The organism is Parafrankia sp. FMc2, from assembly GCF_041008525.1.
Taxonomy (GTDB): Bacteria; Actinomycetota; Actinomycetes; order Frankiales; family Frankiaceae; genus Parafrankia.
In genome coordinates, this window is record NZ_JBFLUG010000111.1 from 1 (window position 1) to 25,736 (window position 25,736).

16 protein-coding genes and 2 pseudogenes are annotated in these 25,736 nt (G+C 71.7%); 11 read left to right on the forward strand and 7 right to left on the reverse strand.

The window, feature by feature from the left end; all coding sequences use genetic code 11:
- Positions 1-6,948: hypothetical protein (locus AB1460_RS27245; RefSeq protein ID WP_420497384.1), on the reverse strand; the 6,948-nt coding region annotated here is incomplete at its 3' end.
- Positions 6,949-7,050: 102 nt separating this feature from the next.
- Here AB1460_RS27245 and AB1460_RS27250 point away from each other — a divergent pair.
- The 3 genes from AB1460_RS27250 (at position 7,051) to AB1460_RS27260 (ending at position 13,706) form a co-directional block, all read left to right on the forward strand.
- Complete coding sequence (locus AB1460_RS27250) at positions 7,051-8,658, forward strand: rhodanese-like domain-containing protein (protein WP_420497385.1); 1,608 nt, start codon at positions 7,051-7,053, stop codon at positions 8,656-8,658.
- A gap of 435 nt (positions 8,659-9,093) precedes the next feature.
- On the forward strand, positions 9,094-12,792 hold the full coding sequence (locus tag AB1460_RS27255) for a protein kinase family protein (RefSeq protein WP_368964970.1): 3,699 nt from the start codon (positions 9,094-9,096) through the stop codon (positions 12,790-12,792).
- Complete coding sequence (locus AB1460_RS27260; RefSeq protein WP_368964971.1) at positions 12,792-13,706, forward strand: tetratricopeptide repeat protein; 915 nt, start codon at positions 12,792-12,794, stop codon at positions 13,704-13,706. The genes AB1460_RS27255 and AB1460_RS27260 overlap by 1 nt, the downstream gene beginning before the upstream one ends.
- Positions 13,707-13,731: 25 nt before the next feature.
- Here AB1460_RS27260 and AB1460_RS27265 read toward each other — a convergent pair whose 3' ends face one another.
- Complete coding sequence (locus tag AB1460_RS27265) at positions 13,732-14,214, reverse strand: aldo/keto reductase (protein WP_368964972.1); 483 nt, start codon at positions 14,212-14,214, stop codon at positions 13,732-13,734.
- Between the two features lie 431 nt (positions 14,215-14,645).
- On the opposite strand from AB1460_RS27265, the gene AB1460_RS27270 reads away from it, so the two are divergent.
- From AB1460_RS27270 to surE, 3 genes are all read left to right on the forward strand, one after another.
- On the forward strand, positions 14,646-15,896 hold the full coding sequence (locus AB1460_RS27270; protein WP_368964973.1) for an endonuclease/exonuclease/phosphatase family protein: 1,251 nt from the start codon (positions 14,646-14,648) through the stop codon (positions 15,894-15,896).
- 230 nt (positions 15,897-16,126) lie between these two features.
- Positions 16,127-17,035 carry a 1-phosphofructokinase family hexose kinase gene (locus tag AB1460_RS27275; protein ID WP_368964974.1) on the forward strand — a complete coding sequence of 303 codons (909 nt, stop codon included), beginning with the start codon at positions 16,127-16,129 and terminating at the stop codon, positions 17,033-17,035.
- Entirely contained in the window at positions 17,035-17,799 is a 765-nt protein-coding gene (surE, locus tag AB1460_RS27280) for a 5'/3'-nucleotidase SurE (RefSeq protein WP_368964975.1), read from the forward strand. The genes AB1460_RS27275 and surE overlap by 1 nt, the downstream gene beginning before the upstream one ends.
- 279 nt (positions 17,800-18,078) lie before the next feature.
- Here surE and AB1460_RS27285 read toward each other — a convergent pair whose 3' ends face one another.
- Positions 18,079-19,344 (reverse strand): alkane 1-monooxygenase, encoded by a 1,266-nt coding sequence (locus AB1460_RS27285; protein ID WP_368964976.1) that lies wholly within the window; start codon positions 19,342-19,344, stop codon positions 18,079-18,081.
- A 205-nt stretch (positions 19,345-19,549) separates the two neighbouring features.
- Here AB1460_RS27285 and AB1460_RS27290 point away from each other — a divergent pair, with 205 nt between their 5' ends.
- The gene (locus tag AB1460_RS27290; protein WP_368964977.1) at positions 19,550-19,825 is read left to right on the forward strand and encodes a hypothetical protein; all 276 of its coding nucleotides are present in this window, start codon (positions 19,550-19,552) and stop codon (positions 19,823-19,825) included.
- 306 nt (positions 19,826-20,131) lie between these two features.
- On the opposite strand, the gene AB1460_RS27295 is transcribed toward AB1460_RS27290, so the two are convergent.
- On the reverse strand, positions 20,132-20,731 hold the full coding sequence (locus AB1460_RS27295; RefSeq protein WP_368964978.1) for a hypothetical protein: 600 nt from the start codon (positions 20,729-20,731) through the stop codon (positions 20,132-20,134).
- Positions 20,732-21,187: 456 nt separating this feature from the next.
- Here AB1460_RS27295 and AB1460_RS27300 point away from each other — a divergent pair, with 456 nt between their 5' ends.
- Positions 21,188-22,153, forward strand: a complete 966-nt coding sequence (locus tag AB1460_RS27300) for a terpene synthase family protein (protein WP_368964979.1) — start codon at positions 21,188-21,190, stop codon at positions 22,151-22,153.
- A 51-nt stretch (positions 22,154-22,204) separates the two neighbouring features.
- Here AB1460_RS27300 and AB1460_RS27305 read toward each other — a convergent pair whose 3' ends face one another.
- From AB1460_RS27305 to AB1460_RS27315, 3 genes and pseudogenes are all read right to left on the reverse strand, one after another.
- Entirely contained in the window at positions 22,205-22,546 is a 342-nt protein-coding gene (locus tag AB1460_RS27305; protein WP_368964980.1) for a histone-like nucleoid-structuring protein Lsr2, read from the reverse strand.
- Between the two features lie 730 nt (positions 22,547-23,276).
- On the reverse strand, positions 23,277-23,405 hold the full coding sequence (locus AB1460_RS27310; RefSeq protein WP_368964981.1) for a hypothetical protein: 129 nt from the start codon (positions 23,403-23,405) through the stop codon (positions 23,277-23,279).
- A 9-nt stretch (positions 23,406-23,414) separates the two neighbouring features.
- A pseudogene (locus AB1460_RS27315) lies at positions 23,415-23,707 on the reverse strand (DUF2278 family protein); the annotation flags it as partial.
- A gap of 122 nt (positions 23,708-23,829) precedes the next feature.
- On the opposite strand from AB1460_RS27315, the gene AB1460_RS27320 reads away from it, so the two are divergent.
- The 3 genes and pseudogenes from AB1460_RS27320 to AB1460_RS27330 all read left to right on the forward strand — a co-directional run.
- Positions 23,830-24,141, forward strand: a complete 312-nt coding sequence (locus tag AB1460_RS27320) for a hypothetical protein (RefSeq protein ID WP_420497386.1) — start codon at positions 23,830-23,832, stop codon at positions 24,139-24,141.
- Positions 24,138-24,929 (forward strand): dienelactone hydrolase family protein, encoded by a 792-nt coding sequence (locus AB1460_RS27325; RefSeq protein WP_368964982.1) that lies wholly within the window; start codon positions 24,138-24,140, stop codon positions 24,927-24,929. Before AB1460_RS27320 ends, AB1460_RS27325 begins: the two co-directional genes overlap by 4 nt.
- 378 nt (positions 24,930-25,307) lie before the next feature.
- A pseudogene (locus AB1460_RS27330) lies at positions 25,308-25,504 on the forward strand (IS6 family transposase); the annotation flags it as partial.
- Positions 25,505-25,736: the final 232 nt, after the last annotated feature.

Sequence of the window (25,736 nt, forward strand, 5' to 3'; positions counted from 1 at the left end):
GAGTTCCTCATCGACTTCACCGTCCAGGTGCTGTTGGCGCTGGCCTTCAACCAGGGCAACCTGGCCCCGCAGGACTGGCTGCGCGCCCTGGTCGGCCGGGCGGATCTGCATGGCGGTGAGCATCACGTAGGTCCCGAGCGCCCGTTCGGCGAAGCGTTCGAGGAAGGTCGCGGCGATGTCCACCCCACCGCCCTTGTGGAACGCGCGGCCGGAACTGAGCTGGTGGGCCAGCGTGCGGGCGCCGCCGATCACCGCGCTGACGGCCAGCGTCCCGGCGCCGCCCCAGGCACCGGCCAGGGCGGCCGACCCGGCGACGAGGGGCACGTTCTCCTTGGGCAGGCCGAACGCGGCCGCGTTCACCGCGTTGGCCACGAACGCGCTGAGGAAGCCCACGGCGATGGTGGACTGGAAGTAGTCGTAGCCGGTTCCCCGCCAGCGGGGCGGCGATTCGGCGGCGGCCCAGTCGTTGTCCCACGTCTTGTCGTTCGGGTAGGGATAACGGTTGTAGTCCTTGCCGCTGTCGACGTTGGCGATCCCGTCCCGGAACCCCTTCACCTTCAGGGCGGGCAGGTCGTGGACGACGGTGTTGAGCGTCTTGATGCTGGTCGAGACGCCGGCGCCGACCAGGGCGCGCAGCCAGTCCTGCGGGGCCAGGTTGCCCTGGTTGAAGGCCAGCGCCAACAGCACCTGGACGGTGAAGTCGATGAGGAACTCCTGGCCGTACTCCAGCGACGCCCGTTGGAACGTCCGGCGGGCCTGGCCGACGAACTGGCCGGCCTGGCCGTCGACCGCGGCGTACTGGAGCCGGTTCGACTCCCGCCACAGGCGGTTCTTCCCGCGGAACTCGCTCGTGGGCCCCCGGTACTCCACCTCCCGGCCGACGAGGTCGAAGTGCCCGTGCTGGATGGAGAACCTGTTCAGCGGGCTGCGTTCCCACACGGTGCCGGACATGGACTGGAAGCGCAGCAGCCGCCCGTCCGCATCGGTCTCGCGCCACTGCTTCCAGTAGTTCTCGGTCTCCCGGAAGGTTCCGTTGCCCAGGTCGACCTTCTGCCGGAAGACGCCGCCCATGTCGTACTCCTTCCAGGCACCGGCGCCGGGCGGCGTGGCCGGTGGCCGGGGGGCGGTGTACTCCCGCAGCCGCCCGTCGACGAGCTGGCGCAGGACGTTTCCGCTGGCGTCGAGGTCACGCCAGGGCGTCTGGCCGGTCCCGGGCGGGGCGTCCCCGCGCCACGTCCCGTCGGGATGACCGAACTCGCGGACGCCGCGGCTGCCCGCGACCGCCGTGCCGTCGGCGGCCCGGATCTCGGCCTGCCAGGTACCGTCCGGCATCCGCTGCGCGGTGAGCGCCCTTCCCTTGTCCAGGGCGTGCAGGTCGCGGATCAGGTTCTGCACCCCGCCGGTGCGCAGGAAGTCGCGGTAGGAGTCGTCCCAGGAGCCGCTCCACCGCTCGTTGCGGCTGGACGTCCGGATCCCCTCCGCAGTGCCGTCGGTCCAGGTCCAGGTGCCCTTCCGCGGGTCACCCGAGGCCCGCACCGTGATCGGCGCGGGGGCCTGGCCGGCCGCGGCCGGCTGGTGGGAGACCCACTGTTCCGCCCGGGCGACGATCTGGCCCATCGTGTTGCGGACGGTCGTCGCCCCGTTGTGCGCCGGGGTGAACGGGCCGGCGCCGTGCTGGGCGGGGTTGAACGGCGGTGCCTGCGCCGGGTCGAGGAGGTGGACGACGTCACCCCCGGGGGCGGTGTACCGCAGGGCGAGCAGCTGCGGGGGGTTCCCGCCGCCGGGCATCGTGTCGACCCAGTGCCGGCCGTCGTTGAGGAAGTGCCGGTCGCCACTGCGGACGGTCACGCCCCCCGCGGTCTCCTTCCAGGGCAGCGTGCGCGGTCCCGCAGTGGGCAGGTTGCCGTCCAGCGACGCCCACGTGCCGTCCGCGGCCCGCCCGACCTCGAGCGTGTTGCCGTTGTCGAGCTTCAGGGAGCCGCGGACGAACAGCCCGTCGGGAGTGAAGTCGGCGATGGCGTTGTCCGGGGTGACGGTGCGGATCCCGGTCGCGACCGGGTTGCCGGCCGCGTTGACCTCCGTCCACTTGTAGATCACGAAGCGGCTGTCGCCGAGCAGCAGGCCCGGGTTGGGGAAGTCGACGGCCCCCAGCCTCGATCCGACGGTGTGTGCCACCCCCCGGCCGGCCACGCCGGGGATGTTCGCCGGGGTCTTCCACAGCAGGTCAGGAGCCTTCTGCTCGACCCACCGCTTGGTCAGCAGCGCGCCGCCGCCGCCGAGGGCCTCACGGGCCCGCACCTCCTTGCCCTGCGGGGACATCGCCGTGAACTGGTCGGAGACCCCGAAACCGCCGCCGGGGCGGGGGGCGACGGCGTACTCGTGGTACTGCAGGGCCTTCGACAGCGGGTTGAACGCCGACTCGTAGCCCTGGGCCATCACCGTCCGGCCGTCCGGGCCGGTGTGCAGGTCCTTCCAGCCTCGGGTGAGCCACTGGTGGTCCCGGGTGCCCTGGAGTGTCAGCTGGCCGTCCCGGTCGAAGCGGTACCAGCGCCACGACCCGTCCGGCTGGCGTTCGGCCCGGATGACGCCGCCGTCGAGGGTGGTGCGGTGCTCGCGCACCGCCCGGTTCAGACCGCCACTGGTCCTGGTGTCCGTCCACCGCTGGCCCTCCGGCAGGTCACCGAAGACGCGGATGCCGTGGCCCTGCGCGCCGCCGAACAGGCCACCGGTGCCGTCCCACTGGTGCCAGTACCGCCGGCCGTTCGTGCCACGGAAGATCTCCACGGTGGGCCGGGGATGGCCGCCGCCGTCCCCGAGGAACTCCCGGGCGTAGAGCGGCCTGTTGTTCGCGCCGACCAGTCGGAGCTCGCCGCCGGCCGTGACGACGACGGCACCCCGGGTGTTGTAGCCGGGCGGGACGGGGGCCTGGGGGTGCAGCGCCCCGGCCGGGCGGGGCGCGGCCTCCCGGTGGGCGGGCACGCGGGCGCCCGAGGCCCTGATCCTGGTCCACTCACCCGCGGCGTGGTCGATGGACAGCCAGGTGCCGTCCGCCCGCCCGTTCCGTTTGAGGAAACTGATCCGCTCGGAGAGGAGCGTGCCGTCGCGCCCGACGACCGTGTGGTCGCCGGAGTGGCCGGAGCGGCTCGTGTCGGTGATCCGGTAGTTGTGGTTGTCGACCTCGACCCGCACGTTCGCCACCGGTGCGTCGCCGCGGCGCAGCTGCTGGGTCTGGTGACCAGTCGCGTCCACGGTCATGTGGATGCGGGTCGGGCCGACCGCCCCGCCCGGGTCCCGGGGAGCCACGATCTCCTCGACGAGCCTGCCGCCCGGCGTGTAGACCTGCGACTCTCCGTGCGCGTTGCCCAGGCGGATGTTGCCGGTGTTCTCCACCTGCACGGTGGTCCAGTCCCGCTGCGCGCCGGCCGGGTCGAGGTGGCGGCCGGTGCCGGCGAGCACGTCGATCTCGACCGCGCCGAGCGGGCGCCCCGCCGTGTCGAAGACGTCCAGGCGCGTCAGGTTCCCGCCGGCGTCGTACTCGTGGAACCTCCCGTTCGGGCCGGTCTCGGCGAGCCGGAACCCGCCGTGGTCGAGCTCGGTGACGTTGCCGCGGATCACCTCGGTGCCGTGCGCGTCGACCACCGCACCCGGTTCGGGCACCGCCTGCGCGGCGCCGGGCGTGCCAGGCGCACCGGGCGCACCGGGCGCACCGGCCGTGCCGGGCGGCGGCGCGGCGTCGAGGTTCAGCCGCAGGCCGTGGGCGAGGTCGCGGCCGTAGCCGTGGACGGTCCCGTCCGCTCCGAGCTGGCGGACGTCACCCGCCCGCGACCCACCTGGCAGCCGGGGCCGCTCGATCAGGGAGAGCCGCAGCGCCTCGTCGTCCATCGCCTGCAGCCGGACGGGATCGAGCCCGAGATCGTCGAGCTGACCGCGGGCGAGCTCGAACCGGTTCGCGGCCGCCGCCAGATCCGCGCCGGCCTCCAGCTGGGCGGGGGTCGCGACGCTCTTGCCCTTGCTGGCGGCGGCGGAACCCTCACCGTGCGGGGTCGCGTTGATGTCCGGATGCAGCCGCTGGTAGGCCGACTGGGCGTCCGCGAACTGGTGCCGGGCGACCGTGAAGTCGGTCCAGGCCCGTTCGCTGGCCGCCGCCAGCGGATCCGCCACGCCGGCGGCCCGCAGATCGGAGATCATCTTCGTCTGGACGGACTCGAGGACCCGCAGGTCCTTCTCCGCGCGGACGGCCAGCGGCAGGTCCCCCGGCTGACTGGCACCGCCGCCGAAGCGAGCGGCGTCGAGGTTCGCCCGGGCCGCCCGCACGTCGGCGGAGATCCGGCCGAGATCGTCCAGGGCCGCGCTGACCTCGGCCGTCCGCGGTCCGTGGGCGCTGCCGCCCGTGCCCGTGCCCGCGCCGTCCGGCAGACCGGCCGGCAGGTGCATCGCCGGGGCCGCCGGAGCTGCCGGGGTCGCCGGAGCTGCCGGGGTCGCCGGGGTCGCCAGGGCCGCGCCGTGCCCCCGGGCGCCGGCGGGCGGCGGCGCGAGCAGGTCGAGGGCGGCGTCGACCGGATGGACCGAGGCGACCGGCGCCGGCGGCTGTCCGCCGTCCGCGCGGGCCACCACACCGAGATCACTGATGTGGACGGCCTGGAGGTCGCCGGCCCGGAGCATGCTCAGCTCGGTGAGGCCGGTGGGCGGCGCGTCGAGCGTGCTGGTGGGCGTGGCACCCGGGTCCAGCGTGACGTGGGCGACCGGGCCGGGCGTGGCGCTGTGCACTGCGGCCGGGTTCGTCGCGGCACCGTCGAGGCCCAGGGGAGCGTGCGCACCGCGGACCTCCACGCCGTTCAGCCCGATGTGCAGGCCGGGCTGGGCCAGGTGCGTGGGCAGGGCCAGGTTCGACGGTGCCGGGACCTGCGCCGCCAGCGGGCTGAGTGACGGCGGGCTCGGGACGGAGACGGCCGCCGCCGACGCCACGGACGGAGCCAGCCCGTCCGGCGTGATCAGCTGGCCGGTCGTGCTCGCCGCCGGGTGGGGGACGGGCTGCCCCGGCAGCGCCATCCCGTCGGGCGCGGTACCGAGGTTGAACGCGATCTGTGTGTCGGAGATCCGGACCGCGCTGATGTCCCCGTGGAGCGCGGCCCGGACCTCGGGCATGACGCCCGCCGGCAGATCACCGAGCGGGTTCAGCGCCGCGTGGGACGCCGTGCCGAACGACGCCGTGCCGAACGACGGTGTCGGGACGGACCCGAGCGGCAGGGCCGCGGACGACGGAGGGATGTCGAGGTGCAGCCCCGCATTGGCCGTACTGGCCGTACTCGTCAGGCCGGACGGGTCGAGCTTCGGCAGGGTGGAGAAGAGCGCACCAGGGGCGGCGCCGGTCGCGATCTTGCCGAGGTCCGGCACGGCGCCGCCCGCCGCGCCCGCGAGGCCCGGAGCCTGGACGGTGATCGCGGGCGTGTCCAGCCCCGAGAGATCGATCGCGCGGGCCGAGGCGCCGGACGCGAACGCGGCGTCGGAGGCGAACGCGGTGCCGGACGCCGACGCCGACGGTGGTGGGTCCGGCACGATGAGGCCGCTGTCGGTCCGGGTCAGGCCCGGCCCGTCCAGGTTGGCGCGCAGGATGCCGTCGCTGACCCGTACCGGCCCGCCCGCCACCTGCGCGAGCCGGATCTCGTTCGCCAGCGGCGCGTAGCGCTCGGACTGCAGCATCCCGCGTCCGAAGACCGCCAGCCGGAACGCGTCCCGGACGCCGAGGACGCCGATCTCCGCCGCGTTGATCGGCATGAAGATCCGCAGCCACTTCCAGCCGCCGAAGTTGTTGCTCAGGACCCGGCCGAACCCCTTCAGCCCGCCGACGAGCCAGCCGCCCAGGTCCTTGGCGTACCCGGGAACGGCACGGACGCTCGCGCCGACGGCGGCCGGCAGGGTTCCCGCCGCCGCGGTCAGCTTCGCCACGGCGGCGGATGTCGCCGCCGGGAAGGTGACGACGAAGTTCTTCAGCGAGATGAGGCCCTTCGCCGCCGCGCCGTCCGCCGCGGTGAACGCCGTGAAGACCCATAGTGCGCCGGTGCGGGTCGTGGCGGCGATCGTCCCGGCGATGTCGCCGATCCCGGCGATGACACCGGCGAACGTGATCGCCGTGAAGGCGCGCCAGAAGTCACCGGCGAGGGCGGTGATTGAGGCCTTCGCCGAGCCGCCCACGTTCTTCGCGAACTGGACCGCGCCCGCGCCGATGCTCTTCCAGGTCGACAGCGCGATCAGCGGCTTCGTCGAGGGGCCCAGCAGACCCAGCATGCCCAGCACCAGACCGGTGACGTTGGTCTTCCCCGAGGCGAAGTCGACCAGCGCCTTGGTCGCGATGACGGCGTTCAGGCCGAGCGCGACCAGGCCGAGCGGGCCGCCGACGAAGATGGCTACCACGGTGATCGCCAGCACGATCCAGCCGAAGATCTCCCAGAAGATCTGGCACGCCGTCTTCTTCGGGTTCGGCGAGTGGATCTGGCTGCGCGCCGCCCGCACCGCGCTCGCCGCGGTGTTCGCGGCCTTCTTCAGGTCCGCGCCGGCCTGGGTCGCGTCGCTGGCGAGTGTCGTGCGGCGCGGGTCGTCCGCGGCGAGGCCGGCCGCCCCGGCGAGCGCGGTGTCCGCCCTGGTCTGGGTCTCCCGCAGCACGGAGATGTAGGAACGGATCGCCGGCTCGGTCTGCTGGAACGCCGTGCGGACACCGCCGATGAACTCGCGCACCGCCGTCGACACGGTCTCACGCAGCCAGTCCGCCGTCTTGCCGGCGAACGCGCCCTGCCCGCTCTTCGCCACCACCTGGTTGAGGCCCGTCTCGGCGGTCTGCGCGTGCCGGGCCATGGTGGCCATGAAGTCGGCGACGCTGACCAGCGCCTCGGGGTCCCCCGGGGTGGGGTCGGCCTTCAGCCCCAGCGGCGACCAGTCGGTCGGTCGCGGCATACGGGCCTCCCGGTGGCGGGTCGGTGCGGTCCGAGGGGACGGCCCCTCCGCAGAGTGCAACGGCTCCGCGGACCCGGGCGGTTCGACCCGGCACCGGCAAGAATGGGGCCCGTGGAACGTGCGCAGGAAGCGGGAGTGATCCGAACGTTGGACGCCGGCCAGGTACGCGGCCTCCTGCTGAGGCGGGAGGAGATCGCCCTGCTCGACCTGCGGGAGGAGGATCCCTTCGCGCAGGAGCACCCGCTGTGGGCCGCCAGCCTTCCGCTCTCACGCCTGGAGGCGGAGATCCGGGAGCGCGTTCCACGCCCGGAGACGCCCATCGTGGTCTACGGAGAGCACGACGGCGTTGATCTGGCGCCGCGCGCGGTCGCCCGCCTGCACCAGCTGGGCTATTCCCAGGTCTGGGAGCTGGCCGGCGGGCTCGACGGCTGGCGCTCGGCCGGCGGTGAGCTCTTTCGGGACGTCAACGTGCCCAGCAAGGCGTTCGGTGAGCTGGTCGAGGCGGTCAGGCACACACCCTCGCTGCCGGCGCAGGAGGTCCGACGCCTGCTCGGCGAGACGCCGCCGCTCATCGTCGACGTACGGCGGTTCGACGAGTACCACACGATGAGCATTCCGTCCGCGGTGAGCGTTCCGGGAGGCGAGCTCGTGCTGCGCATCCGTGAGCTGGCACCCGACCCTCGCACGCCGATCCTGGTCAACTGCGCCGGTCGCACGCGAAGCATCATCGGCACCCAGTCACTCGTCAACGCGGGTCTGCCCAATCCGGTCACGGCGCTGCGCAACGGCACGATCGGCTGGAAGCTGGCCGGCCTCGGTCTCGACCACGGGGCCACCCGTCGCGCGCCGGCCCAGGTACGGGCGGATCACCGCGAGGCAGCGCGGCGCGGTGCCCGGGAGATGGCGCTGCGCGCGGGCGTGCGCCTGCTCGAACCCGGCGAGCTCGAGACCCTGGACGATCCCGGGCGAACCGTGTACCGCTTCGATGTCCGCACCGAGGACGAGTACGTGGCGGGGCACCTGCCCGGCTTCCGCCCTGCGCCCGGCGGGCAGCTGGTCCAGGAGACCGACCATTTCGCGCCCGTCCGGGGCGCCCGCCTCGTCCTCGCGGACGACGACGGGGTCCGCGCCACCATGACGGCCTCGTGGCTGGCCCAGATGGGCTGGGAGACCTACGCCGTCGACGCCGGCCCCGGCCTCACGGAGATGGGGCACGCGGCCACCCGGGCACCTGACCCGCCGGTGGTCGACGAGGTCGAGCCCGCGGAACTGGCCGCCTGGCTGGCGGCGTCCACCGCCGTGGTCGTCGACATCGGCCCGAGCCGGGAGTACGCACAGGGCCATCTGCCGGGGGCGTGGTTCGCGATCCGGGCCCAGCTCGAGCCGGCTCTGCGCAGGCTGCCGTCACACCCGCGCCTCGTCGTCACCTCGCCCACCGGCGATCTTGCCCGCTGGGCGGTTGCCGACCTCGCGGCCGGACCCGGTCTGCCGGCCTTCGCGCTCGCCGGAGGTACGCGGGCCTGGCGCGCGTCAGGTGCCGCGCTCGAGACCGGCGAACAGCGGTTCCTCACCCCGGCCACCGACCGCTACCGCCGGCCGTACGAGGGCACGGACAACGCCGACGAGTCGATGCAGGCCTACCTCGACTGGGAGTTCGGTCTGGTCGCACAGCTGGAGCGCGACGGGACCCACTTCTTCGCGCCGGTCTGAGTCCGACGCGGGCCAGGCCCCGGACCGGCCCCGTCAGGGCGATGTGCGCGCTGGGGCTCCTGGGGCTCCTGGGGCTCCTGGGGTTCGCGGTGTCCGGAGTCCGATAGGCCTAGCCCGGTCGAAATCGTCACGTAACGTGACAGACTCCGCCCATGGTCGACGCGCCTCGCGATGTGGGTGCCACCGTGGGTGAGGCCGCGGGGCCGGCCGGGCCCGACCGGCCCTGGCGTCCCGGTGACGTGGTGCTCGGGCTCTACGACGTCCTGGACGTCGTGGCCTCCGGCGCGATGGGCCTGGTCTACCGGGTCCGGCACCGCGGCTGGAACATCGAGCTGGCGGTGAAGGCGCCCCGCCCCGAGTTCGTCGCCACCGAGCGCGGGCGGGTCGCGTTCGAGCACGAGGCCGAGGCCTGGATGGCGCTCGGCCTGCATCCGCATGTCGTCAGCTGCGCCTACGTGCGCCGGCTGGGCGCGGTGCCACGGGTGTTCGCCGAGTGGGTCGACGGCGGCAGCCTGGCCGAGGCCGTCCGCAGCCGCCGGCTGTACCGGGGCGGGCCGGCCGAGGCGCTGCGGCGGGTGCTCGACGTGGCGATCCAGTTCGCCTGGGGCCTGGGGCCTGGAGCACGCGCACCGCAGCGGGCTCGTCCACCAGGACGTCAAGCCCGCCAACGTCATGCTGACCCGCGGTGGCACGGTGAAGGTGACCGACTTCGGGCTGGCCCGGGCGCGGATGGTGGCGGGCGGTCCGACACCGGCCGCCGGGGCGGCCATCGGCGCCGCGGGCGCCGTCGATGCCGCGGCCGCCCCGGCCGGCACCGTGCTGGTCACCTACGGCGGCCTCACACCCGCCTACTGCTCGCCGGAGCAGGCGGACGCGGCGGCCGGCCGGTACGTGCGGGTCTCCCGGGCCACCGACATCTGGTCGTGGGCGGTCAGCGTCCTGGACCTGTTCACCGGCGGGCCGCCGCCCCGGTACGGGCACCTCGCGGACGCGGCCCTGGAGTCGTTCGTGGGCCGGCCGCCGGCGAACCGCCCGCGCGTCACCGGGCCGGCCGACATTCCACCCGCCCTGCCCTCGGGGGTCGCCGACCTGCTCCGACGCTGCCTCGCGCGCCGGCCGGCGGACCGGCCGTCCCGCATGGAACAGGTCGCCGAGGAGCTCGTCGCCCTCTACGGCACGGTGGTCGGCGAGCCGTATCCGCGCGAGCGGCCGTCCGCCGTGCGCATGCTCGCCGACGGCCTGTCGAACCAGGCGCTGTCGCTGCTCGACCTCGGCCGGGCGGAGCAGGCCGAGGCACTGTGGGAGCAGGCGCTGCGGGCGGACCCGCGGCACGCGCACGCCGTCTACAACCAGGGCCTGCACCGCTGGCGGACAGGTGCGTGCACGGACCTGCAGCTCGTCGCCGAGCTGGCGGACATCCGAGCCGGCAACCGGCGGCAGCACTGGCTCGACGACCACCTGCTCGGGCTCGTCCATCTCGAACGCGGCGATCCCGGCAGCGCGGAACCGCTGCTCGCCGCGGCGGCCGCCCGCTCCGGCGCGTCCGGGCCGTCCGGCGGGCCCGACCCCCAGGTCGCCCGGGCCCTCGCATCCGCCCGCCGGGCAGCACCCGTGCCGGTGGCCCGGATCCTCGCCGGGCACCGCAACCCCATCCAGGCGGTGGCGGTCAGCGGCGACGGCCGCCGGGTCGCCGCCGCCGCGGCGGATCCGTCACGGCCGACGGGACCCGGCCACGCCGCCGCCGAGATCCGCGTCTGGGACGTCGACGGTGGTGCCGCCGCAGTGCCGGACACCGCTGGCGGACGATGCGTGGCCGTGCTGCCCGGCCACGCGGGCACGATCGGAACGATCGCTCTCGACGGCGCGGGACGGGTCCTGGTCTCCGGGGGAGACGACGGGTCGGTCGTGGTGTGGGACGTCGTCTCGGGGCGGCCGCTCCACCGGTTCGGCGAACACTCCCTGCGGGTGCGGTCGGTCGCGGTCAGCCAGGACGGCACGACCGCGGCGTCGGTGGCCGATGACGGCGCGCTCCTGGTCTGGGACGTCGCCGGCGGCCGGCTGGCCCGGGCGCTGCGGCGGCGGCGGGTCGACCACAGCCACGGCGAACAGGTCGCGGTCAGCGCCGACGGGCGGCGCGTCGTCCACTGGGAGCCCGGGACGAACCGGCTCCGGGTCTGGGACGCCGCCGCCGGCCAGCTCCTGCACTCGGTCCAGTTCCACCGGATGACCGGCCTGCTCGGCGCCGGCGGCCGGGTGGGCGTCGTCGACGGCGAGGGCCGGACCCAGGTCTGGGACACGGCGGCTGCACGTGAGCTCCGCACCCTCGCCGTGACGCGGCGCTTCGGCGCGGTCAGCGGCGACGGGCGGCGCGCCGTGATGTCCGTCGCGGGCGGCGTGGAGGTCTGGGACCTGGCGGCCGGCCGCTGCCTGCGGACCCTGCCCGGCCCGGGTGGAACCCCGCCCGGCCCGGGTGACGGCGTCCTGGCGCTCGACGACGCCGGTGAGGTGGCTGCCTGCGGCCAGGGCACCTCGGTACTGGTGTGGCGGACCGCCGGGCCGCCGGTGGCGCTGTCGCCGTGGAGCTACGCGCGGCCGCGGGACGCGGGCGAGGCGTCCCGCGAGGCGGGCGCCGTCCAGCTCGCGGCACGGCGCGGCGACCGGCTCGCGGGGGAGGGCCGCTGGGCGGAGGCAGCCGGCGAGCTCCGGGCGGCCCGCGGCGTCGCCGGCCATGAACGCGACGCGGACCTGCTCACCCGGTGGGCGGCCGTCGGACGGCACGGCCGGCGGACGGGCCTGCTGGGGGCCTGGCACCTGCGCGACCTGCCCGACCCCCCGGCCGGCCTGGCCGACCAGCTCGGCATCGCGGCCGGCACCCGCAGCGACTACTCGCCGCTGGTCGCCGGCGGGTTCGCGCTGAGCCCGGACGGCCGGCTGGCGTTGAGCCGGCAGCACTCGTCCGCCGTGCTCGTCGATGTCGCCACTGGCGAGCGCCGGCACCGGCTGTCGACCTTCGGGCCGCAGATCCGCTGCGTGGGGTTCACTCCCGACAGCCGGTTCGCGCTGACCGGCGGCGACGACGGGAGCCTGCTGGTCTGGGAGGTGGAGTCCGGGCAGCGCCTGTTCGCCCTCGACGACCACCCGGCGGCGGTGGAGGCCGTCACGTCCAGTGTGGACGGCCGGCTGCTCGTCACCGGCTGCCGGGACGGCACGCTGAAGGTCTGGGACACGGTGACGCGGCGGTGCCTGCGCACGATGCGGGACTCGCCGAGGTTCGTCACCGGGCTCACCCTCGGTGCCGACGCGCGTTTCCTCGTCTCCCACGAGTTCGAGGTGGTCGGCGGCCTGGAGCGCCTGCACTTCGCGTTCGTCTGGGAGCTGCCGCGGGACGCGCCTCCCGCCACCGTCCCGTGCTGGGTGACGAGCGCGCACACGACCCGGGTCGGTCCCGGCGGTTGCCTCGGGATCTCCGCCAGCAGCACCGCGAGCGCCCTTCGGTTGTTCGACCCGCCGACCGGTGAGCTGCGGGGCATGTTGCTGTGCGGCCGCGAACCGCTGACCAGGATCGAGATGAGCCAGGACGGTCAGCTCGCGGTCGCGGCGACCAGCGCGGGATCGCTGTGGGTCTGGGACCTCACCGGCGCCGACGACGGTGGATGGCACGAGCCGCGGCACCGGCTGACCGGCCACGACGGGGCGGTGACGGCGCTCGGGCTGACCGCCGACGGCCGGTTCGCACTGTCCGGAGGGGCGGACGGCACCGTCCGCGTCTGGGACCTCGCCGCGGGCAGCTGCCCGCGGAGTCTGCCGGCACACCGCGGCGCCGTCCGGGCGGTGCTCGCCAGCGCCGACGCGCGCACGCTGCTGTCGCTGGGCGAGGACGGCCGGGTACGGGCGTGGCAGCTCGACTGGGACCACGCCTTCCCGGCCGCGGTCGACTGGGACGAGTCAGCCCGCTGGCACCTGGACGCGTTCCTGCGGCGCCACCGCTGGCGCGGTGCCAGGTGGACGAACGAGGACGTCGAGCGCCTGCTCGAGGGCCTGCGGGACGCCGGCCTCGGCTGGATCCGGCCGGCGGGGATCCGCGCCGAGCTGGCCCGGGCCAGCCGACAACAACAAACCGAAGGGACGTGGTGATGCTTCTCTACTGCGGGGGCTACAGCTGCCAACGGATGATCTCCGTCTCGGTCATCCCCGGTGGAAACCCGGCCGCGCGGAAGGATCCCGAGCACTTCTCCATCACGTACGCCGTGTGCGCCGACTGCCGGACCACCTACTGCGACCGCTGCATGCTCGCCCGGCCGGGCCCGGCCGGCCCGCTGGGCGGCTGCCGCCGGTGCGACGGCGAGCTGCTCGACGGCTCGCACCGGGAGAGCCTGGCCGCGCGCCGCTACCCGGAGCCGGTGCTCCGGTTCAACGAGGGCACCGAACTGGCCGGCGAGGGCCGCCACCAGGATGCGCTGGCCGCCTTCGAACGGGCCGTCGCGGGGCGGGCCACCTACTACGCCGCCCACCAGGGCAGGGCTCGCGCCCTGGTCAGGCTGGGCCGGCACGACGAGGCGGACGCGGCGTACGACACGCTCCTCGGGCTCGACCCGACCAACGTCAGCGCGATCCTCGAGAAGGCCGACGGGCTCTCCGACCGCCAGCAGCTCGACGCCGCCGCGGCCTGGTTCGACCGCGCGCTGCGGCTGTCACCCCTGCACATGGTCGCGCTGGCCCGCCTCGCCTCGGTTCTCAACGCTTCCCGCCGGTACGAGGAGGCGCTCGATGCCGCCCGGCGCGTCAGCGAGCTGAGCAGGGACACCCGGGCGCTCGGCGTCACGGCCGGCCTGCTGGCCTACGCGAGCAATGTGCGGGCGATGGCGCTGCTGAACCTGGGGCGGAACGAGGAGGCCCTCGCCGCCGCGGACGAGGCGATCGAATCCGGCCCCGACATCCCCCTCCACTACGAGATGAAGGCCCTGGCACTGGAACGGCTCGGCCGCGCGGCCGAAGCCGACCTCGCCCGCCGGCTGGAGGCGGAGGCGGCAGGCCGGTCCGGGCGGTAGCCACGCGGCGATGGTTACCACCGGGTCACCGGAGCCGCCGAGAGGGCTGCGGCGCTTTCAGCTCGCCGATCTGGTCGTCGAACGGGACCTCAGGATCCACGCGATGAAGCCGAAAAAGGTCGATACGGTCGACCCGCAGGCGTCGCAGGCTGTACTCGCACTGTTGGCGAAGGTACTCGGGGCGGCTGAGAGAAACCCATTCCCGAGGCCGCGTCTGGGTTCGGCCTGCCTTGGTGGCGATCAACAGATGATCAGGGTATGGGTGCAGTGCCTCCCGGCGGATCTCTTCGGTCACACCGAAGCCATACGCGTCCGCGGTGTCGATGAAGTCGATGCCAAGCTCGACGGCGCGGCGTGCGACCCGGACGGAGTTGTCCCGGTCCACGGGTGGACCCCAGATATCCGGGTCGGCCAGGTGCATGGCGCCGAACCCGAGCCGGTGCACAACCTTCCCGCCCAGACTGAAGGTCCCGGAGCGGTGGATGCCGACCTGTCGGCCTGCCGTCATAGCTGCTCTCCCTACGCCTGGATCCGAGCGTTTCGCTGTGGTCGCCGCCCTTCCGTGTGATCGGTCATATCGGCTGCGGGCGCGGGGGAAAAATATCGAACCCGCGGTAACCAGGGCTGTGTCGGGGCGGCGGCGGTCTGCTGCTCGTCAATCTCAGGGGATCAGGGGCCTGCAAGGCCGATCCCAGCGACGCGGCGTTCCTGGCACACACCGCCGGCCTTTGGCCGGGCAGAAATGTAAGCGTTCTGGTATCCCCAGGGTCCGGAGCGGTTCATCTTCGGCCCCTAGGCTGCGCACGGTGCGTCACGGATAGCACGATCATCCTGGCCGAGCCCTGATCTTGTCAGCACGTCCTGACCGTATTCGTCAGCATCTCCCCAAGGTATGGAGAGGGCCCCGTGAACCGGCATCCTCGCAGGATCATTCGTGCCGTGACCGCCGCCGCGGCCGGTGTACTTGTCGTCGGCGCGCTGGGTGCCGTGGCGGAGGCGTCACCCTCCCGGGCCGCAGAATCCGGTATCGATGGAAGAGGCGGCGGCACCCTGCGGTTCGCCACCTTCAACGCCTCGCTCAACCGGGCCACGGCGGGCCAGCTGCGGACGGACCTGTCGACGCCGGACAACGCCCAGGCGCGGACGGTCGCCGAGATCATCCAGCGGGCCCACCCGGACGTCCTGCTCATCAACGAGTTCGACCACGACCCGGTGGCCGCGCGGCTGTTCGCCGACAACTACCTGGCCAAGAGCCAAGGCGGCGCCCAGGCGCTGCGTTATCCGTACCGGTACGTCGCCCCGAGTAACACCGGCGTCGCCTCCGGCTTCGACCTGAACAACGACGGCCAGGTCGTCACGACCCCGGGAGCCGCCGGCTACGGAGACGACTCCCTCGGCTTCGGTGCTTTCCCCGGGCAGTACGGAATGGTCGTCTACTCGCGGTTCCCCATTGACACCGGAGCCGTCCGGACCTTCCAGAACTTCCGCTGGAAGGACATGCCGGGCGCGTTGCTGCCCGACAACCCGGCCACGACGGCGCCCGCCGACTGGTACTCGCCGCGCGAGCTGGCGGCCTTCAGGCTTTCCTCGAAGAGCCACTGGGACGTCCCGATCCGGATCGGCCGGGAGACGGTGCACCTGCTGGCGAGCCATCCCACCCCGCCCACGTTCGACGGGCCGGAAGACCGAAACGGGCTGCGTAACCACGACGAGATCCGGTTCTGGGCCGACTACATCCGCCCTGGTGCGGGCTTCTACATTCACGACGACCGGGGCCGTCGCGGTGGGCTGAAGCCGGGCGAGCGGTTCGTGATCGCCGGTGACATGAACGCCGACCCGCTCGACGGTGACAGTGTTGCCTCCGCTGCGACCCAGCTGCTCAACAGCCGCTGGGTGAATGGCTCAGCCACCCCGACGAGCGCCGGTGCCGTCGAGGCCGCCGTACTGCAGGGCGGTGCCAATGCCACCCACCGCGGCGACTCTGCCCAGGACACAGCCGACTTCGCGGACACGGCCCCGGGCAACCTGCGCGCCGACTACGTCCTGCCGTCGTACACCCTCGCCGTTGCGGGCGCCGGGGTGTTCTGGCCGCGGTCCTCGGACCCGCTGTCCCAGCTCACCGGCACCTACCCGTTCCCGAGCTCCGACCACCGGCTGGTCTGGCTGGACGTCCGAACTCCCCGCCGCTGAGAGCGGAGGCCCACGGACGGGCACGTCGCGCCACGGCGCGGGGTGGGGCGGTATGGCAGGCGCGGCCCGTTCGGTCAGGGAGGCCTCGGCGGGCCCGGTGGGCCCATCGGTAGGGCGACAGGGCGTGTCGGGACCCGCCGGGCGGGAACAGTCACCGCGTGGCTGCATCCGTCACGACGCGCCCCGAACCACGGACGATCGGGGGAGAACGATCCCGATCTCCGCGGGTCATGGTGTTCGCCCCGTCACCACTGCTGACCGTGACGATCGAGGCGCGACCTGACGGGGCGAGTGACATCCACCTGCACGCGGGCGGTCAGGGGGTGTGGATCGCACACCTGATGATGGTGCTGGACGTCGAGGCCAGGCTGTGCGCGCCGTTCGGCGGCGAGACCGGCGAGGTGCTCCTGACCCTGTTGGGGCGCAGCGGTGTCGCCGTCCGGCCGGTTTCGGGGGGGTATGTGCACGACCGGCGCGCTGGACAGCGCGAGGCCGTGGCGACGGCTCCGGCGCCGCCGCTTGCCCGCCACGAACTCGACGGGCTGTACAACACGGCGTTGATCGAAGGGCTCGACGCCGGTGTGGCGGTCTTCGGTGGACCTGACGGTGCGGGCGTGCTGCCCGTCGACACCTACCGGCGGCTGGCGGCGGACCTGACCGGGGCGGGTACCCGGGTGGTGGCGGACCTGTCGGGGGAGTGTCTGACAGCGGCGTTGGAGGGCGGGATCGCCGTGCTCAAGGTCAGTCACGACGATCTCGTGCGGGACGGGCACGTCGACTCCGACGACCCGGACGAGCTGCGGGCGGTCATGGGGAAGCTGGCCCGTTCCGGTGCCGAGACGGTGATCGTGTCTCGCGCGGAGCAGCCGGCGCTGGCACTGGTCGGCGACCGCGCGGCCGAGATCCGCACGCCCCGGTTCACGATGCTCGACCACCGCGGCGCGGGTGACTCGATGACGGCCGGTGTCGCGGCCGCCCTGGCGCGCGGGGCGGACATGGAGCAGGGGCTGCGCCTCGGGGCGGCGGCCGGTGCGTTGAACACAACCCGGCACGGGCTCGCCACCGGCGAGCGGGACCTGATCGAACGTCTGGCGGCCCGGGTGGAGATCTGCCCGGCGGGCGAGGGCGCCACGCGCTGATGCACGCGCTGATCACCAACGACGACGGTATCGACAGCGGTGGTCTGCGCGCCCTCGTCCGGACCGCCGTCGCGTGTGGTCTCGACGTGACCGTGGCGGCGCCCGACGGCGAGCGGAGCGGGAGCAGCGCCTCCCTGTCCGCGCTGGAGTCGCAGGGGCGCCTGCTGGTGGAGGAACGCTCGCTCGACGGCGTCCCGGATCTGACAGCTCTGTCCGTCCACGCGTCGCCCGCGCTGATCGTCTTCGTGGGTGTCCGCGGTGCTTTCGGCCCGGAACCCGACGTCGTGCTCACGGGCGTCAACCACGGACCGAACACCGGGCAGGCCGTGCTGCACTCCGGCACGGTCGGGGCGGCTCTCACGGCGGTCACCCACGGCCTGCCGGCACTGGCTGTCTCGTGCGCCGCGGCGCAGCCCGTCCACTGGGAGTCAGCTGCGCTGGTCGCGGGCCGCGCGGTCGACTGGCTGCTGTCGTACAGCGGCGCGCCGTTCGTGCTCAACGTGAACGTGCCCGACCTGCCGTCCGAGCAGCTGCACGGAATGCGGCCGGCGGTTCTGGCGCCCTTCGGCGCGGTGCAGGCGCGAATCGGTGAACGGGGACGCGGCTACATCACCACCACCTTCAGCGAGACCTCGGAGGAGGCCGGTCCGGGCACCGACGTCGCCCTGCTCCGGCGGGGCTGGGCGACGATCACCGCTCTCGAACGGCTTACGGAGTCCGAAGCCATCGATGTCACACAACTCGCCTGGGACGCCGGCGACTGAGCAGCGGAAGCGCTGGCTCCGCGACCTGCCGAGGCAGCTGCGAACAGCTGGCCGCCGGGACCGCTGCACCGAGCCGCCCGGGTGCCGCGGCCGTGGGAGTCGAACACTCGGCCGTGTTCTGATGCCGAACCCGAAAACGCCAGCTCAACCAGACGATCCGCTCCGCACCTGACACATCGAGGCGCCTCACACCGAACGGATCAGAGGCCCTTCTGCCACCAAGCCTCACCGGGACCACACTCAGTCACCACCGCCGGTCGTGGTCCTGCCACCCGAGGCCTACGGGGCGCGGGACACGGTGCTGGGGATGGCGCCACGGCTGTCCGGGTCGGGGCCATCGCCCTGGCCTGTCTCGGACATGGTGGGCAGGGGTGAGGTCATCGACGCCTTGTGGTAGTGCTCCACGAGCGCGGTGCGACGGTACGGTGCGATGTTCGCGCGGGTGACATCTCCGTCATATCGTTCGACGACGCGGTCGTTCATGATGGCGAACCAAGCCCGAGGGACGAACACGATCGGTAGCAGCGCCGCGTAACTCGCCGGTAGTTGGGGTGCATCCGGAAAAGAACGCAACGTCTGGTAGGGGCGAGTCGGATTGGTGTGGTGGTCGCTGTGTCGTTGAAGCTGGAACAACGACAGGTTGGTGATCACCGCATCACTGTTCCAGCTGTGCTGTGGACCCACCTTCTCCGGCCGCCCGGATGCGGTGACAGCACGAGAAAGTCCGTAGTGCTGTATGTAGTTGACACCCTCGAGAAGGCTGATTCCGACGATGGCCTGGGCGGCGAGGAATATCAGCACGCCACTGCCGAATGCCAGGATCAGGGCCGCGAACAGTGCGGCGGTCAGCAGCCAGCCGAGCAGTACCTCGTTCCGTAGTGACACGACGCCAAGCCTGCGCAGGCGGAGCCGGTGCGCCTCCAGAGCCCAGGCCGAACGTAGAGCACCGAATACAGACCGCGGCCAGAACCGCCAGAACGTCTCGCCCAGGCGTGCGCTGGCCGGGTCGAGCGAGGTCGCGACCCGGACATGATGGCCGCGGTTGTGCTCGACATAGAAATGGCCGTAGCAGGTGGCTGCAAGCATCAGCCGGGCCAACCAGCGTTCCATCGAGCTTCTCTTGTGGCCGAGTTCATGCGCGGTGGTGATGCCAACACCTGTCACTGTGCCGACCGAGAAGATCACGCCAAGCTGGGCAACTGGCGACAGCTTGTTGCTGGACCATGCGGAGGCGCCAGCAAGTAGAGCCGCTCCAGCCAGTAGCAGGTAAAGGTACGCGCACCAACGGTAGTACCGATCCACCTCCAGAGTCGCGCATACCACTTCCGGCACGTTGGCCGAATCTCTTTTGGCGGTCCGTTCCATCAGAGGAATCGCGACGAAGACGAACAGTGGTGTGATCCACCAGTGCAGGGAGAATTCGGTACGATGCCACAATCCAAAGCCGGCGATGGTGACCAGCGGTACCATTAATGCCGTCAGCCACATATAACGCTTGCCGTCCTGCCAGGGTGCTCCTTCTGGCCCCGAGAGCACAGGCGCCATCCGGTCCTCCGATCTGCCGGTTGCTACCGTCACGTCACCGACTACCCACGCTGGCGATGCTTCACCTGACCCCGATGGGCACCGCGTGGAGGCACCAGTTTTTGTGCTGAGGGTGGACATTCGGTCGCAGCGTGGACCAGAAGCACTGTAACCTGTCTTCATGGTCCCTGTGCATGGTTCGACGACAGAGGGCAGTGTGGAGGGAGTGACAACGAACACCAGTGAAGCTGTGGACTCCAAGACGCTCGGGCCGGTACGGTCCCGACCGCGTTCAATGACCGACCTGCCACCGTGGATCGGCGGGCTGACGGTCACCATGATGTTCTTGGCGACTGGCGTGCTCATCACCTACACGCTTCTGCCATTACCTGGACAGGAGTCTCTGGGAAGCTGGAACTACGTTGCTTCTGCCGCGATCTATGTGGCCAGCATGCGGCTGCCCCGGCTGATACGGCGGCTCATGAAGAATTCCCTTTCCTAGTGCCATGTGCCGAAGCCGGGCGCTGTTGCGTTTCGAGGAAGCGAGGCGCCGGAATCCACTTTCTCCTATGGGATCTGTTGCATTCGGAGGGCCCGACGCACGCCGGACGTCCAGCCGTCCGCGATCGGACGGCGCGGGTGCGTTCGGTGAACGGGGCTGCCAGCCGAAGCCGTGGGTCGGTGCCGACCGCGGCCGGTGCCGGCGTGAGGAAGAACGCGCGGGCGTGAACGCGTCCCGGGTGCTGGGGGTCCGGAGTTGTCGGCCGGCGGGCCGGGTAGCCCGGTGGTTCCATCGTTCTCGACAGCGTTACTGCAGGTCCGGTAGCAGTTTTTGCATGAGCTCGGCCAGTTCTGCGGTGGTCGGCGGTGGAACGGGTGCAGTGATAGGAACAAGTGGTCTGATCTGGCTGAACTTGTCGGCGGTTACCCAGACGCACACCGATGCAAGGTAACCACTTGCGTCAGGTGACTGTGTGCACACGCTTCGCAGCCCTGGTCCGAGGTAAACATCGAGGGGCGGGCCCTGTTGGCCGGGACGGCTGCGCGCCGCGGCGAGCAGGGTGTCGGGGTCGGTGAGCGCGCCGCGGACGAGGAGGATGTCGCCGTTGGGCAAGTCGATACCGGGCTGGTGGTAGACCGCGAACGTGACGCTGCTGAGCGCGACCGCGCCGGCCGGCAGTTGCTCGCGCGTCTGCGACAACAGGTCGGGAATCCTGGCTTCGGTGTCTCGATTGCGGGTCAGCCCGCCAGCCGTAGCCGGCGCGGCGGTGTCCGGCGGGATCGCCGGGGTAGCTGGAATGTTCCCCGGCGCCGGTCCACTGTCGACGCCACCCCGGATCTCGATGCTGCAGGCCGCCAGCATGACCAGGACACCCAGAGCGACTGCGGTGTTGCGAATTCCGCGCATGGCCAGATCTCTCCCTCACACCCGGGGTGTCGGACCGCGGCTGCTTCACCACTCAGCGTCCCCCAGGACACTGCCGGTCTGCAGGCAAAACACCACACACCGGCAGCACCCGAAGGGGACCCGCCTCTCCCAGCCTGCACACGGAGACGATCCCCGAACGGCCGCACCTTCCTGCCAGCGACGCGCATCGGCCGACGCGCGGCGACCCGGCATCGCCTGCCTGTCACACCTCGTCGTGATCTTGTCGCTTGCCGGCAGGCGTTGACGTGACGAGATCCGCACCGGAGGGGGGCCGCTTTCTCGCCGTTGACAGCCACAGGTGCTCGACAAGATGGCCGTAAGCCTCCACCGAGCCGCCCTGTCACGAGATGATGACGGAGTGTGGTTTCCTGGTCGCGAAGGCACTTCAGTCGAGCGCACCCGCCCGCACCTCCTCTCTGCCACCGAGGCCAGCCCATGACCCAGCTCTCCCACGCCGCCATGTCCAGACCCGACTTCGGCATCCGCATCCCCGAGCGGATGCACCCCGCGGCCGAACAGATCGGCGAACACCTCCTGACCTGGGCGTCCCGGGTCGGCCTGGTAGCCGACGCCCGCGAGCGTGCCCGGCTGGACGCCGCCGGCTTTCACCTGTTGGCCGCCCGCATCCTGCCCGACGCCCCCCAGCACGCCGTCGAGGTCTTCGCCCAGTGGGTGCTGTGGCTGTTCCACCTCGATGACGAGCAGGACGAAGGGGCGATGGGCCACAGCGCCGAGATCGTGCACGCCACCTACGCCGCGATCACCTCGATCATCGAGGGGCAGCCCACGCCCGCCGCACCCCCTGCCTCGGTCACTGCCCTGGCGGACCTGTGGCCCCGCACCGCCCGAGGGATGTCCGCACAGTGGCGTCGCCGCATCCTCGAGCACATCCACCACCACCGCGACGCGTTCCTCACCCAGATCGCCCACCGGCAGAACGGCACCCTGGCCAGCCCGGAGGAATACCCGTCCCTGCGCCGGGACGACAATGCCATGTTCATGTTCGACCTGCTGGAAGTCGTCCACCGGACCGAAATTCCCCCGGCCCTTGTCACCACCCGCGGCTGGACCGAGTTGTGCGCGGCTTCCAGTGACATCGTCGCCTGGTGCAACGACGTGGTGTCCCTGCCTCGGGAAGCCGCGCGCGGCGAGACCACCAACTACGTCATCGTTCTCCGCCACGCCACGGCCTGCGACGAGCACACCGCACTCGAACAGGTACACACGCGCATCATCCAACGGCTGCGCGATCTCGACGAAGCCGAACGTGCTGTCCTCGCCGACGCGCAGCACCTGGAGCCGACGATGGACCCGGACCGGCTACGCCTCGTCATCCACACCATCCGCGATATTCCAGGCACGCACCTGGCCTGGATGTTCGCCTCCGGCCGTCACCAGTAGCAGTCCGCGCCCCCGGCCACCGCCGACCTTCCCGCCGCGATCGCAGGTGTTTCAGTGGGCCTTGTCGAATGCCTCGACGACGGTTGACGCGATACGGCCCCGGTCGCTCACCGTGTAGCCGTTGCTGCGTGCCCACTCGCGGATGTCGGCGGTGCGGTCGGTTCCTCCCGAGCGCGGCGAAACGGCGCGCGGGGCGCGCCGTCCGCTGCCGGCACGGCCACCGGAACGGCGACCCGTCGCGACGAACGAGGCCAGTGACTCCCGCAGCTTCGTGGCGTTCGCTTCGGACAGGTCGATCTCGTACTGTGCGCCGTCCAGCCCGAATCGGACGGTCTCGTCGGCGGTCTCTCCGCTGAGGTCGTCGATCAGCGAAACGATGGTCTTCTGTGCCATGAGCGTTCCTCGTCCCTATGCGCGGACCGTGTATCCGCGACGTATTGCGTACCGTATCCTGTGATCGGCGGGATTGGTTCGTCGCAACTGTGAAATTGGTTAAACATGACTGAAAGTCTTCTGGATGGGAGTGTTGCCACCCCGCGGGTGGAGCACCCTTGGGCGGCACATGAGTCGGGAAGGGGTCATGTGGCGGGAAGGGGCCATGTGTATGGGCCACCCTCCCTCCCGACAGATCGGCATCGCCGAGCGAGACAGCCCCGCGGCCAGTCCGGCGCCGATCAAGGCCGCCGGCCGGATGAACCTGCCGGGAGAGGCACGCCGGCCGCCCCGCGCATGGCTGCGCGCCCGTGAGGCTAATCGGTTTCGGTGGCGGTCATGGCGATCGGGAAGTGATCGGACTAGCCCGTCTCATCCACGGTGGCGCTGATGCCGCCGAAGGGGCGGGGCCGGAGATCGTCGCCGGTGTCGACCAGCTCGGGAAACGCAGGACATCCGAGGCGCTGGTTGTGCCGGCGGGTTAGAGGTGAGGATGCGTCCTTCGGGTGCGGTGGTGTAGGCGACACCGTTGACTTTGAGGCCGGCGGCGTTGAGCAGGGTGATGGTGCCTCCCTGATCGCCCAGCGTGAGCGGTCTCGGGATCGGGAGACGGACGGTGTCCCCGGCGGGGAGGGTGAGGGTGGGGAGCGGGGCCTGGTGCTGGGCCCGGTCGGGTTGACCAGCGCGGCGATTATGCGGACCTGACGGTCGGGTTCGCCGGGGGCGGGACGGCCGTCAGGTCGGCGAGTGGGATGCCGGGCAGGGTGTGGCCGGTGGTGTCGTCGGTGTGCCAGGCCTGGCTTTGGAACGCGAGGCACACCGCGATCCACCGATCGGGGAAGGACAGGATCAGTGCGCCGTCTTGCCAGACCCGTCGCCGGCAGTGATCCGGCCGGTGTTGCCCTGGTTCAGGTGAATGATACGGATGCCGTTGCCGGGGGCGAACCCGAAGATCTTGTCCCGGCTGTTTTCGGGGCCCCACCGTTGCCCGAACGCGTAGAGGCAAGCGGCGAGGTCGCCGGTCGCAGTCTTCCCAGCCGAACCGGAATCTGGAACCGTGGCATCCGTACCCGATAAGCATCCGTCGCGGGCACCATGACGGCGGTCCGTGCCCAGCGGTATCTACGGTCACCAGCAGCGCCTGCTCGATCAAGAAATCGTTGGGAAGCCTTAGAACGCCCGGGATGCCATGGGTGCGTGTAGGGGGCCGACGATGAGTGATCCGCAGGATCAACCGCGCCCGGTTGCCCGCCATTCGCAAACCGCCAGTGTTGTGCTGCTACCCCGACGGGTCGTTCCGGTCCCAGATCGGAGACCTTCGGGTACGCATCATCTCCTGCGAGATCACCATCACGACTCCGGGCGGGCGGCGCACCGAGGCCTACCGGTTCGCGACCACGCTGCTGGACCACCACCGCCACCCCGCCCGTGAACTGATCGAGCTTTACCACGAGCGGTGGGAGATCGAGTCGGCTTTCTACGAGCTTGAAGAAAACCATGCTCGGCCGGGTGCGACCGACGCCTCGTGTCCGGCGTGCCAGATGATGTCTCCATGACGCTTGAGACGATGCGCCTTGCCGCGAGCGGCGCGACGGACGCCGGTGGCCACGCAGTGGGGGAGACCGCCGGAGAGGGGAAGGCGGAGGCGGGAGTCCCGGTGACTGTCGCCGCTCCGCGGCCCGCCATGTCCACGCCCGGGTCGCCGGCTCGCGGCGCGGTCATCGTTCTCGCGGATGCGCGGGGGATCACCCCGTACGTGCTTTCGGTGTGCGAGCAGTTGCGTGACGAGGGATGGTTCGCGTTGACGCCACACCTCTACCACCGCGACGGCGTTGCCGAGGTGCCTCTGGCCGACGGTGCCGCGAAGATGCGGACGCTGACCGCGGACGGCATCGCCGCCGACCTGGACGCATGTCTGGAGTACCTGGCCACGGCCGGGTTCCCGCCGGGTCGGACCGCGGCCATCGGGTTCTGCATGGGTGGTACGGCGGCGTTCCTCACCGCCGCGCGCCGCGGCCTGGGCGCCGCGGTGTCCTTCTACGGCGGCGCCGTCACCGAGCCCTACTGGTCCGGAGCCCCGCCGCTGCTGGACGTCGCCGGCGGTCTGCGCACCCCGTGGCTCGGGCTGTACGGCGAGAACGACACCTGGGTCACGCTGGAGGAGATCGGGCGACTGCGTGCCGAGGCCGCCGGGGCCTCGGTGCCGACCGAGCTGATCAGCTATCCGGGCGCACAGCATGCCTTCCACACGCCCGAGCGGCCCTCGACCCACGACCCGCAGGCCGCCCGCGACGCGTGGGACCGGATGCTGCGGTGGCTGGCCACCCACGTCGAGCCGGCCTGAGCGCGGGCGGTCCCGCGGGCGCTGTCACGTTCCGAGGGACGGCACGCACGCGGCACGGCGACCAGGTCGTAACACGCGAAATCGTGCAGTGGTGAAAACGTCGCAGTGAGTCCCCGTCCGGCACGAGAATTCCTTGTTGCCGCTTGCTGGGCTGCCTCCGCCGCGCTCTCCGGCCACGAGAGACGGCGTGACGGAAAACGCACAAAAGATTTACGTCGCAATGAACGGGCAGTTGTGACCGCCCACGGCATCCTGGCAAATAGTCGCACGCGGAACAGGTCGCGATAATCATGCATGGTGAAATACGGAGTTGACCGCGCCGGCTCTGTTGTATCGGCCGTGACGGTCCCCGGACCGGTGGCCGGGCATGATCGACCGATGAGTCGAGGTGCGGTCGCTCCGCCGGTTCCGGTTCCGGTTCCGGTTTCGGTGTCGGAGTTCGCGGGGTTCCGGTTTCCGCCGGAGGTGATCGTGCTGGCGGTTCGCTGGTACTGCGGTTCGCGCTGTCGTACCGGGATGTCGAGGAGCTGCTCGCCGAACGGGGCCTCGAGGTTGATCACGTGACCGTGTACCGGTGTTGCGCCATGAGGCGTCTTGTCGTATCCCCAACGTAGTTGGGGGGAACTTGGAGGGATGTTCTCGGGTCCAATGGCTAACCCGACGCCGAAAGGCCAAGGGAACGGCGGGCTCAACCCGTCAGTGCATCAACCGCTCTGCGACAGTAGCAGCTGATTGAGCCTTTCGGCGGGCGTGTCCCAGTTCAACGTCTGCCGCGGGCGACGGTTCAGCAGGTCAGCGACACGGTCG